11 protein-coding genes are annotated in these 11,718 nt (G+C 41.1%); 3 read left to right on the top strand and 8 right to left on the bottom strand.

All coding sequences use genetic code 11. The features are described 5' to 3' along the window. The first annotated feature begins 289 nt into the window (after positions 1–289). The gene (locus tag A5867_RS06990) at positions 290–1,759 is read left to right on the top strand and encodes a helix-turn-helix domain-containing protein (RefSeq protein ID WP_087627217.1); all 1,470 of its coding nucleotides are present in this window, start codon (positions 290–292) and stop codon (positions 1,757–1,759) included. A 223-nt stretch (positions 1,760–1,982) separates the two neighbouring features. Here the strand turns inward: A5867_RS06990 and A5867_RS06985 are convergent, their stop codons facing one another. The 3 genes from A5867_RS06985 to A5867_RS06975 form a co-directional block, all read right to left on the bottom strand. After that, positions 1,983–3,182: a 3D domain-containing protein gene (locus A5867_RS06985; protein WP_087627216.1), complete on the bottom strand. Its 1,200-nt coding sequence runs from the start codon at positions 3,180–3,182 to the stop codon at positions 1,983–1,985. A gap of 205 nt (positions 3,183–3,387) precedes the next feature. Then, entirely contained in the window at positions 3,388–4,155 is a 768-nt protein-coding gene (locus tag A5867_RS06980) for a putative ABC transporter permease (protein ID WP_005234965.1), read from the bottom strand. Between the two features lie 138 nt (positions 4,156–4,293). Next, positions 4,294–4,671, bottom strand: coding sequence for a hypothetical protein (locus tag A5867_RS06975; RefSeq protein ID WP_005234961.1), 378 nt, complete (start codon positions 4,669–4,671; stop codon positions 4,294–4,296). Between the two features lie 488 nt (positions 4,672–5,159). Here A5867_RS06975 and A5867_RS06965 point away from each other — a divergent pair, with 488 nt between their 5' ends. Further along, entirely contained in the window at positions 5,160–5,783 is a 624-nt protein-coding gene (locus A5867_RS06965) for a hypothetical protein (protein WP_087627215.1), read from the top strand. 62 nt (positions 5,784–5,845) lie between these two features. Here A5867_RS06965 and A5867_RS06960 read toward each other — a convergent pair whose 3' ends face one another. The 3 genes from A5867_RS06960 to A5867_RS06950 form a co-directional block, all read right to left on the bottom strand. Then, positions 5,846–7,702, bottom strand: coding sequence for a glucosaminidase domain-containing protein (locus tag A5867_RS06960; protein WP_087627214.1), 1,857 nt, complete (start codon positions 7,700–7,702; stop codon positions 5,846–5,848). Positions 7,703–7,735: 33 nt separating this feature from the next. Then, positions 7,736–9,226, bottom strand: coding sequence for an NlpC/P60 family protein (locus A5867_RS06955; protein WP_087627213.1), 1,491 nt, complete (start codon positions 9,224–9,226; stop codon positions 7,736–7,738). A 368-nt stretch (positions 9,227–9,594) separates the two neighbouring features. Beyond that, positions 9,595–10,215: a TetR/AcrR family transcriptional regulator gene (locus A5867_RS06950; protein WP_015509375.1), complete on the bottom strand. Its 621-nt coding sequence runs from the start codon at positions 10,213–10,215 to the stop codon at positions 9,595–9,597. Between the two features lie 110 nt (positions 10,216–10,325). Here A5867_RS06950 and A5867_RS06945 point away from each other — a divergent pair, with 110 nt between their 5' ends. After that, complete coding sequence (locus tag A5867_RS06945) at positions 10,326–10,928, top strand: ECF transporter S component (RefSeq protein WP_016613515.1); 603 nt, start codon at positions 10,326–10,328, stop codon at positions 10,926–10,928. Between the two features lie 132 nt (positions 10,929–11,060). Here the strand turns inward: A5867_RS06945 and A5867_RS06940 are convergent, their stop codons facing one another. Together A5867_RS06940 and A5867_RS06935 are read right to left on the bottom strand one after the other, a co-directional pair. Further along, on the bottom strand, positions 11,061–11,420 hold the full coding sequence (locus A5867_RS06940) for a DUF1304 domain-containing protein (RefSeq protein WP_087627212.1): 360 nt from the start codon (positions 11,418–11,420) through the stop codon (positions 11,061–11,063). Between the two features lie 2 nt (positions 11,421–11,422). Then, positions 11,423–11,710 carry a putative quinol monooxygenase gene (locus A5867_RS06935; protein WP_016608137.1) on the bottom strand — a complete coding sequence of 96 codons (288 nt, stop codon included), beginning with the start codon at positions 11,708–11,710 and terminating at the stop codon, positions 11,423–11,425. Positions 11,711–11,718 lie beyond the last annotated feature (8 nt).

The following is an 11,718-nucleotide window of genomic DNA, read 5'->3' as shown; positions in this document are numbered from 1 at the left end:
TTTTATTTTAAATATAGTTAATCATTCATTTTTTATTTTATCGTAATAAAACTATCCCCCCTCTCTTACTATTCAATGCCAGTCAATTTCCTTCTTTGCACTGAAAAAACGTGTTTCTACCTATATATATGCCGATCATCAGTTGATTTATAGAAAATGCAAAAAATCTTGCACAGGCTCAGGTATAGATTTCACCAACCGATGAAATACGTGATTTGTTTTTTCTTCCCTATCTTCTTTAAGATGAATAAGTAAGATTTGCGATTTTATTCATGAAAGGAGCCACGTCTTGAGAAATTTTCAAATTAATTTTATTACCAACACAGCAACGATTCGATGGCTGAAAATTTTGATGGCATTCGAGAAAAATTATCAATGTTCGACTCAAGGTTTGGCAAAGATTTCAGGAAGTACCACGCGAACGATCGTAACTGACATAACGGATCTCAAAGAGTATTTTGGCGACTGTTTATCGATCGACTCTTCTCATAAGGGGTATATTTTTTCAATCAAGCAGTCCGCTGTGTATTTAACGAAAAAACGTGCGCTGATTGCCGATGAGATTTTGTTCCATATCATCGAAAGTATTTTCCACAATGATCTTTATAGCTCATCGGAATGGGCAGAGAAATACCATATATCAGAAAGCACCGTTCTTCGCTATTTGCGGAAGGTGCAACCTATTTTTTCTTTCTATCGTTTGGAGATCCAAACCAATCCTATTTGCTTTCTTGGTGAGGAGATCAATATTCGCAAGTTTTTCCATGATTTCTATTATGAATCGGAAATTACTGCCCATACGATCTTTCCACCGATCGCCATCCAAAATATCACTGCTAGTGCTTTTTCAAGATGTTATCAACTCGACCAGCATGCTTGTTCATTTGGTGAGTTCAATTATTACTTGTATATCACCTTTGAGCGCCATTTTGCAGGTCAACGTATCGAGTTGCCTAAGCAAATTAAAAAACTATTTGAGCAATATAATGATTTTCGGCTATTTTCTGAAATCAACGAGGCAATGAGTGAACAATACCAAAAAGAACTTCCCTATGAGGAAGTCCTTTATTTGTTCTTATTGGTGAAAACCCGTCGTTCGATCAGCAACTTGGCGATCGAACAAACCTTTTGTAAAGAGTATAATCATTGGCCTGAAATCAAGCAGCTTGCGGCAGCCTTTGTCAAGGATTGTTTGCCAGATACTCAAGATAGCGCTCGTGACCGGCTCTTAGTAGAATCCTTTTTTACGGTAGCAAAAATCAAGCAATTATTATCCCCCTTATTAAACCATATGATTTCGGATACCGTTCATTTTGTCGAAGAGGCGTATATGGATGATTACCATCTATTTAAAAACTATCTGTTGACGCAACCATTAGCTAGAGAAATTTGGGACAGTAACACACTGGAGCACTTAGGAACGAGTCTTACGATGTACGTTACTTCTATTAAATCTTTGTACTGGCAAGCCAAGAAGAATATCGCTTTTTTGTTCGAAGGCCCCTTTTATTTATGCCAATTATTAAAATGCAAATCTGTTCGTTATTTGCGCAGTTCTCGGACCTTTTATTTTCCGGACTCCAATGAATTGTCGGCAGGCTATTTGGAAAAAAATCAGATTGATTTGATCGTTACCAACTATACGGAATACATTACCGAATATGCCCAAGACATTGATTATTTGCTATTCAAAACCTTTCCCGATGAGCACGACTGGGAAGCTTTAGAGGAAACGCTAAACGCTAATTTCAATCCTTGATTAGCGAACACCCGCCGTTTCCCTCGATCTGACCAAGCTATTCAAAAAATGCTCCTGAGAATGAGTGTAAGAGCTTGTGAGCAGTTTAACAATAAATCCAGAGCCTATCGCTTATGTCGGCACTGACACAGCGATACGCTCTCTACTTATGCCTTATTCTATTAAAAGCAAAAAAAAGAAGCAGCCACTTCATTCTGTGAGCTGCTTCTTGCTAGTTGATTGATTAATCGAGAATCGTTACTTTTACTTGACGACGTCCCCATTGTCTACATTGTGCGACGTTATCAAAGTGAACATCAATGATGTTTCCTTTGATTGCACCACCCGTATCAAGCGCTAGTGCTACGCCATAGCCTTCAACATTGACTAAGGTGCCTAACGGAATCACGCTTGGATCAACGGCAACTGCCATTGGATTTTTACGTAAGTCTGTACCACTAGCTGTAAAGAAACTAGAGCCAGCTTCTTTATACGAGTAAGCAGTTGATTCCATCATCAATGTTCGACCACTACTAGTATTGCTGTTGTTGCTATTGTTATTACTGTTGTTAGTTGTATTGCTTGAGCTGCTGTTCGAGCTATTGTTGTTGCTTGAAGAGCTGCTCGATGATGAGCTGCTGCTTTCAGTCGTATTGCTGTTCGATGAAGCAGACGCTTGGGATTCAGAAGCGCTTGAACGTTCCGCAGCTTGGGCTGCTTCTTTTTCAGCTTTTTCTTTCGCTGCTTGTTCCGCCGCTTCTTTGGCTGCCCGTTCTTCAGCTGCTTTTTCAGCAGCTAAGCGAGCTGTTTCAGCTTCTTTGCTGGAAGCGATTTGTGCCAAAGTTGCTTCGTTTTCTTTTAATTGGGCTTGTAGATTCGCAATTTTTGAATCCAGTGTTTTGGCTTCTGATTCTAATGCTGTTTGATTTTCTTTCAATGATTGCTGTGTTGACTGTGCTTTTTCTTCTAAAGCTTCCAGCTTTTCTTTTTCTGCTGTCAGTGAATCGATCTTTTCTTTTTCCAAGTTTTGTAGCATCGTCATCGCATAGGCACGATTGATAAAATCTTGGATGTTGGATGATTCTAATAGTACCGTCCAGTCTCTGGTAGCCCCGCCATTGACTTGGATGTCTTTCATACGTTCCGCAACGACTGCTTCACGCTTTTCAATTGTTTCTTGTGCAGTTTTGATTTCTGCTTTGGTTGTTGCTAATGATTCTTCATTTTCAGCGATTTGAGCTTTTAGCTCTTCTACCTCACTGTATTTCGCATTCACATCAGTCAATGCAATCTGTACTTCCGTACTGATTTCCTGACTTTGCTGCATGACGGCACTTTCTTGCTCTTGCAATGATTCAAGTGACTCAGCCTGCGCAAAGATTGGAGAAACGATTCCTGCCGCAAAGACAGCGACAACGATTGTTCGTAGTTTCTTTGCCTTCAAAAAATTCCCTCACTTCTCACTATGGTTTCCAACATATCCTATTATACAAATTCTTAAGAAGAATTTTATTGCAGGACCTTTACAATTTGTTACAAATTATCGTAAAAGTGGGTGTTTTCATCGTCTTTTTCGACTGAAATTAGTCAGAAGTGGGAAGAATCAGCATTGATAAGGGTTTATTTTTTGTAATCTAATCGTAACAAACCTATTTTTTCTTACGAATGGCTTCAATAAATCGAGACAATTCCTGACTGCTTTTTATCTGATTGATTTCTAACTTTTGAAAGTTTTTTAAGAGTCTTCTTTGATGGAAATTCAATCTCGGTAGATTCTGTTTTAATACGCGCCATTCTTCTGGAAACGCTGCGAAGCGCCCTTGCCAATCGTTTTTATATTGCTCAATATTTTCAGCCAATTCTTTTTTGTGCTGTTCAAAGGCTTGATTGACCTGTTGCACCGCTTTCTGAAAGGCAACCAAGTTAGCTAAGGTATAGCCCATATCAAAAGAGAGAACCATCAATAAGAAAACTGGCAATAAGAATCCTACGCGAGCACTCAATGTTTGAACAATCTCCAGCATTTGCGGATGAACAAATCGAACAATGAGCACACAGCACACGCCCCAAAAAAGAGAAATCGGCAATGCTACCCGTCCATTGATATTTAATGGGACTTCTTTATAATCCCACCATGAGGCATGAAAAAAACGCTCAAGTAAATAACTTGTCACATATTCAAGCACGGTAACCAACAACGCTGCCGCAAAGAACAGTGGAATCACTTGCTCATGCAATGGCCGCAATAAATAGACAACGCCAAGAATCCCAAAGCCGTAGATGGGTGTGATGGGACCAACAAGGAAGCCCCGATACACAAAGTGCTTGGCTTTTAGTGAGCAATAAATGGTTTCCCAAAGCCAACCGATAAATGAGTACAAGAAAAATAATAAAATGATCCGTTCAAATTGAACCATACCTATCCGCTCCTTTTCAAACTGTCACAATGATCTGTGCAATCGTACTTGTCATCACAATCATACCACAAATCAATCAGTCTTATTTTGAATCAGTGCAGTAGCTTATTCCCTGTTTGAACGTTCTTTTTTCGTTGCTTATTGATCACCAAAAATAATTGATGGGTGCACTTGTTCTTTCAAACTATAGCCACATAGTTCTTTGTTGAAGGTAAAATGATCTTGTTCCACATTTGCAATGATCTCATCTTCGGAAAATCCGTGAAAATCGTAGTCATTGATGTAACTGCGAAGTAATACTAATTTTGCATCGATCAAGAGAACTCTTTGGATATCCATCCAAAAAGCCATGTCTTTATTTTTCAATATTTTTTTCAATTCTGCTTCCTGTGCTAACCAGTACGCATAGACTGATGGCATTTCACCTTTAATGGTTTCAGCAGATAATCCTTCTCTCATTTTTACTAGATACTCATTTACTGATTGATAAAACAATTTCCTTCCCCCTAGTTCCATTATTTTTAAACGTAGATCTTATGTTTCTTCTATTCCTCGCCGCTTTGAGCTATCTTTCTCTATCCGGCTGTCGCTGATGTCGCCCTACTTTTTGTATCGAAAGAAGCCATAGCATTTCGCAACAAAATTCTGACAATTATTCAAAACAAATAGATAAATAAAAAACACACTATTATTTTATAGATATAACCGACACAATTTTTAACTTCACTATTCTTTTAATGCTTCCTTTCTTTTCTAAAGCATAGCAAAAGTCGCCCCGTATTTATAATCAACTTTTGCATCAATCTAAGAAAAAAGTGAAAATAAGCGGTAACAGTCAGTTATTTCGGCTTCATTTTTTAAATTTATTATTTAACAATCCTTTATTTTTTTCTTTTCATGCAGTAACTGAGAATATTTTATTGCGTTATTTCCTTTCCTATTATACGATTAACTAAATAATGTTGGTTATTTGAAAATAGAAAACAAAGGGGAACGTGAGAATAATGAGAAAAAGTGTTGTTTTTAGTTTATTGGGGTTCACACTTCTTTTTGCTGGCTGTACGCCAAAAGAGGAGAAACCAGCTTCAGAAAGCACAGAAAATGCAAGCGCTACAAGCTTATCTATGACTTCGTCAACAGAAGTCGCGCAAGAGTCGACGGGCTCTTCCAGCGAAGCGGCTTTACCGAGTTCGGAACAAACCATCACAGGCGTGAGTGGAACAAACTATACCATCGATTTGCCTAGTAATTGGCAAGAGGTACCCGATTTCACTTCATTGAATCCTGACAATGATTTCATGTTGTCAGATGCGTTAGAAACGAAATACTTAGCTGCAATCGTTGAATCGAAACAAGATTTTGCCGATTTAGAAACTTATCTCGGATTGGTTCAAGAAAATTTGGCAACAAGCTTCGATACGACCGCCACCTTTTTACCAATTCCTGACACGAAGGCCTATTTCGTTGATTTCCCAGCGACAGTTGAAGGGCTAAATATCCACTATATTTATTATGTACTTGAAACCGACAATAATTATGTTCAGTTGTATGGTTGGACGTTAGAAAGCTTATACGACTCTTCAAAAGACGAGCTAACAGCGATCATGAACAGCTTCAAAGAAGAATAAACAAAACATCTGGAACCATTTTGGCAAATAGCCGCAAAAATGGTTCCAGATGTTTTTTCATTTTATCTACGGACTACAAGACGCTGTCCTACAAGAATCAATGAGCCAGAAAGATTATTCCACTGCATCAACTGATTCACAGTCACACTGTAGCGTTGCGAAATGCCCCATAGAGTGTCTCCCGAACGTACGGTATAGGTGGTGCTGTTTGATGAGGAAGTGTTCGTTTCTTGAACATACGCTGCACTTACCCAGCCACGTCCTTCAATTCGATACCAGACGTTGTTGCCATTCACACTGGTTCCGGTCTTTTGCGCAACCGCGCGAAAAGAGGAGTTGTTTAACAAAGAACCAACAATTCTGGCACTGGTAGACGCATCAGAGCGAATATTCAATGTTGCGGTTGTACGAAACTCTTTGTTGATGCTTTGCTCAGAGCTATTACTTCCAGCGTTCACTTCTGTCACGTACGTAGCACTCACCCAGCCGCGTCCTTGAATTCGATACCACACATTGTTTCCGTTGACACTCGTTCCTGTCTTTTGAGCGACTGCTCGAAATGTCGCATTACTTGCCAAGGAGCCAACAACAGAAGCGCTAGTCGATGCATCTGAACGGATGTTCAAGGCAGCAGTTGTGCGGAACTCTTTGTTGATGCTTTGTTCGGCATTGTTGTTATTGTTGTTGTTACCATTATTATTGTTGTTATCATTCCCACCCGTATTCGATGAGATCTCCGTCACGTGAGCAGCACTTACCCAGCCACGTCCTTGAATTCGATACCACGTCGTATTGCCGTTCACAATGGTACCAGTTTTTTGCGCTACTGCTTCAAATGTTGCATTGGCAGCCAATGAACCAACGATCGAGGCGCTAGTGGAAGCATCCGAACGGATATTGAGTGCTGCATTTGTTCTGAATTGCTTATTGATCGCCTGCTCAGAATTGTTATTGTTGTTATCATTTGAACCGCCACCACTTGATGTATCGTACTGGGTCAAATTGTGCGTTTCAATCAAGTTGTTTAGCTTACTTGCATAAGAAGTATCGGTGGCATAACGTCCTTGCAGCCATTGAGTCGCGTCACGATAAGAATTTGTATTAGACTTCCATGCCCCATGGTAGAAGAAAACACCCGGCGAAAATGAGGTAGTTCTCAAAACGTGCGCATTGTCTTGAAAAGATTCTTTTAATGAGGGGTATTTACGAAACCTAGCAATAATCGGATAGAGATTGCCATTCCCGTCATCTTCCATGGTTTGCATCTCTACAAATTGTCCATTGTAAGATCCCTTGATACCAAACATATTATTTGCAAGAGTGGTCAGCGTGGATTGCCCCCAACCCGATTCTAAGATCGCTTGGGCAATCATGACCGAAGCGTAGAGGTCATTTGCCCCGGCAACTTCTTGTGCCATTGGTCCTACTTGCTGAATAAATGCTTGCTGATTGTTGGAACGTGCCATTGGATTATTGTAGTTGGGCATGACCTTCGTTTCAATGGCGATCCGCTCTTCTTCTGACAGAACAGGAATGTCACGATCGGTTTCTGCTTCATTCTGTTCAGAAGCATCATCTGCTGGTGCATTTTCGGGTACCTCTTGGATGTCTACTCCATCCGCACTTTCAGCTTCTGATGGATCGGTACTATCTTGCGTTGCTGGTGATCCCTCGTTCACTTCTTGATCTTCTACAATGCTCACTGAATCATGCGTCGATGTGTCTTGGGTTGACTCTGCTGTTTCAACTACTTGAACACCATTTTGGGCTTCTGCTGACTCGAGTGTATCTGCTAAAACATTCATCGGCAAAATATTCACCGTACTAACAAGTGCAGCGGTTGCCGCCGCACTTTTACGGTAAAGAAGCCCTCTTTTTTGTTTCTTCGCACGATAACGAAGTTGTTTTCTTTCTTCCATTTGTCTCTCCTTAAAACTACAGCTAGCTACTTCTTACATTCTTACTGCAAAGCTAGGTGTAAAATGAGCGGTGCTGCCAACAGAAACATTTTGACCTGGGCGTGGTGCATGAATGTATTGTCCGCCACCTAAAGCAATGGCTACATGATAGGTGCTACCTGATGAACCCCAGAATAAAAGATCTCCTGGTTGTGCTTGGCTAACGGAAATCACTGTACCGGCTGTTTCTTGTGGCACCGTCCATCCACCAATATCTCTCCCTGTTACTTGTAAAAAGACATAGCGAGTAAACCCAGAACAGTCAAAGCTGTCCGGTCCTTTGGCACCCCACACATAGGGTTTTCCGATATGCTTATAGGCTTCTGCCACGATTGCAGCACCATTTGTTGATCCTGGTGCAGAAGGTGCTGGCGGCGTCACGATCGGTGCAGGTGACGGAGCAGGCGTTGGCGCCGGTGTTGGTGTAACTGGCGTCGGTGCTGGCGTTGGTGCAGGAACTGCAGGTGCACTGTCCGCTGGCGTCTCCGGTGCTGCAGGTGTCACTGGTGTTTCTGGCTCATGAATTTCTGGTGTATCTACTGGTGTTTCCTCTGGAACCTCTGGTGTTTCAACCGGTTCAGATTCTTGCGTTTCCTCTGGTTGCGTTTCTGCTGGTGCTTCTGGCTCTTCCACTGGCGCTGGGCTCTCTGTTTCTGCGTCAGGTTCTGTGCCCTCTGCTTGAACAGCTGCTTCATTCAAGGCTGCTTCTTCCGCTGCAGCTTGTTCTGCCTGCTGTTGCGCCGCTTGTTCCGCTTGGGCTTGTAAAGCAGCTACTCGGGCAGCTTCTTCACGAATTCTCGCTTGCTCCGCTTCATAGGCTTCTTTTTCAGCACGCAGCTGTTCTTTTTCTTCTTCTTTCGTTGCTTCTTCGTAGGCTAAATTACTAACTAAGACATTTAATTCTGCTTGGCTTGCTTCCAAAACACCTTTTTGTGCTTCCAGATGGCTCTGTGCTGCTTGCAATTCTGCCACTTTTTCTTGTGATTCCGCACGCTTTTGTTCAACAGCTTGTTGGTCGGATTTTTGCTGTTCGATCACTTCATTATTCGCTCGAATGATCGTCGTCATGGCATGTACACGACCCACTAGATCACTGACAGAGTCCGCCTCTAGTACCGCTGTTAGAAAATGGTCACCTTTTCCATTAACTTGTGTTTCTCTGGCTTGCTTTTCAATGTTTTCTGAGCGTTTGGCAATCCGCTCTTCTAACTGACTGATTTCCTGATCCAATCCTTCGATCGCTTGCAACAAATCACTTTGCTGCGCTAAAATGATTGCTGCTTCTTGATTTAACGAATCAATTTCTGCAGACAATCCGTCAATTTCTCCTTGTACGCTTTGACGTTGCTGTCTCAACTGATCAATTTCGTTATTTTTTTGTTCGATCAATTGATCGTGATTCGTAGCAAAAACGGTCACAGGTCCGCCGAATGATGACAATACAATGCCGCACATACACACTGTTGCAAAGATTTTCTTCTTCATCTGATCCTCCAAATTCAATTTTAAAACTTTTTTTTCATTTATTTGACCATTTTCATTTTACCATAGTTCAGCAACAAACCCAATCCGTAAGCGATTTACATTTTAGTTACATAAATAAGCTCTGTTTTTTTATTACATGTTCCCCACTCCTATCCCACCGACACGCCGAGTGAATCCCTATGTATCAACTGTTCAAGAAAACTTCATAGAAAAAGTCCTTTTTCTTAAGAAAAAATAAATAATGTTGTAGATTTCACTTTTATTACATTAATTTTCTGCAAAATATGCTTGATTCACAAAGTTATAAACAGACGAAAAAAGCTCCTTCCTAGTGTTTTCTAGAAAAGAGCGAGTTTTTTTTGTCTGTGTTATTCACGATAAGGGAGTAGTTGTCTCATTACGGCGATTTGGTCATCAATGGTCTGTTCTGTGATGTGACCGGTCAGAGCCAAAATCCCTAATCCTTCAATCACGAACATATAGTTTTCTGCAATCACTGCCAAGTTTTCATCTTTTAATACACCTTGCTGAACGCCCACTTGAAAAATCTCATGGATCGTCCGTTTCGTCTCAGAAAGTTGTGCTTGCTGCAGGGAACTGGAGGCTTCGGTTTTATGCGTATAGTAATACTCGTAGACGGCTCGCAGCATACCGTCAGAAATGCTGTGGAGTAGACGCTTGCGATGGTCGGAAAAATATTTGTTTAAAATCGTTTCAAAGGGTACTTGCTCCATGATCATCTCTCGTACATCATCAAATTTTCGTTTGGAACGCTGCTCTAACACTGCCAAAAAAATCTCATCCACCGAACGAAAGTACAAATAAATGCCGCCGCGACTAATGCCGCACTCTTCGATAATGTCCTTCATTGTCGCATCAATCAAACCTTTCTTACTAAAGACGACTTTGGCACTTTCAAGAATCAAATCACGCTTTTGTTGTTTTTTCTTTTCCGCTGTAGTCAATTCGCTCTGCTGCTTCTTCGCCATTTTTTTGGCTCCTTTCATCACATTATTAATGACACTCGTGTCATTTTGTTGTATAATCAACCTAACTTAAAAATGACACGAGTGTCATTATAAAAAAAGGAGTTTTTACAATGAATACAAAAAGCAAAACCTATCGCCTTGTCATTCGTGCCATTTTGACTGCTATTATTATTTTACAGACGATGGTACCTTTCCTTGGATTTATTCCGATCGGTATCACTAGTTTAACGATCATCCATATCACGGTGATCGTCGCTGCCATCGTTTTAGGGACAAAAGACGGGATGTTCATCGGCTTAGTCTGGGGTGTTTTTACCATGATCCGTGCGTTTACTTCTCCGACAACGCCCTTGGACATTGCCGTTTTCACCAACCCAATCATCTCGGTGGTTCCCCGTGTGTTGGTTGGCTTAGTGGCTGGTCTCTTGTTTACGATCATTTACAAAAAGACCAAAAAAGTCGTCGCTGCTTCGATTGTTGCAGCAATCTTTGGGACCATCACCAATACAGTTTTGGTCTTAACCCTAATGGGAACCTTATATACTGGCTTAGTTGCCAATACCTATGGTGTCGATGCTTCGGCTTTATTCGTGACCCTCGGTGGAATTGCTATAACGAATGGAATCTCTGAGGTGATCACAGCTGCGATCTTAACACCTATTCTAGTAAAAGCCTTATTTGCGGCAACCAGTTTACGTCCAGAAAATCGTTAGTCCCTTCTCTTATCCTATCATTTTTTTCACGTTCTGAGTACTCTTTGCCCAAACATTAAAAGCCCCCGATTTAAGAAAGCTTCTATTGTATAGAAAGGCTTTCTTAGATTAGGGGGCTTCTTCTTTTATTGGTTAAAAAAAGGTGGATAGCAAGGCAAGGATCGCTAGACCGCCTTGGGTCAAAATAATTTTCTTGTCGCTAGTCACACTGCCATATGCAGCTACTAAGATAATGTAGATCAACAGCAAGCGACTGATTTCCAATGGCGCTGAAGCAAAGGTAATACTATACAGTAACCCCAAACCGATCAGCCCATTGTAAACCCCTTGGTTTTTGAACAAGGTCACGACGATCGGTCGCTCAAGTTCTGGTTTCGTCACGTTGAAGATCCGCACTGTTGCTTTGGACGTAGTGGCAAATGTTTCTAAATAGAGAATATAGAAAAATTCTAAGGCAACCAGTACAATCAAAATCGTCGATAAAATCGTCATCTTTATTCTCCTTGATGAGCGACAACGATCTCGCTCGGTTTGGCTGCAAAGTCAGGCATTTGTTGGAATAATTGTTGCAGCAGCGGGTTTTGATTGTGAGCGGTGATTGCTTCTTGATTCGCCCATTTTTCGACCATGACAAACCGATTGTTCTCTTCCAATGATTCATAAAGATGATAGCCGTGGCAGCCTTCCTCAGCTCTCGCCGATGCTAATAATGGCGTAACAGCGGCTAAAAAATCTGCCCGCTTTTCTTCTTTGATGTAAAACGTTGCATTGATGATTTCCATCGTTTTCC

It is taken from the genome of Enterococcus sp. 6D12_DIV0197, assembly GCF_002174385.1.
Classification (GTDB): domain Bacteria; phylum Bacillota; class Bacilli; order Lactobacillales; family Enterococcaceae; genus Enterococcus_D; species Enterococcus_D casseliflavus.
Note: the sequence above shows the minus strand (reverse complement) of the source record. Positions and strands in the feature narration are given on the sequence as shown.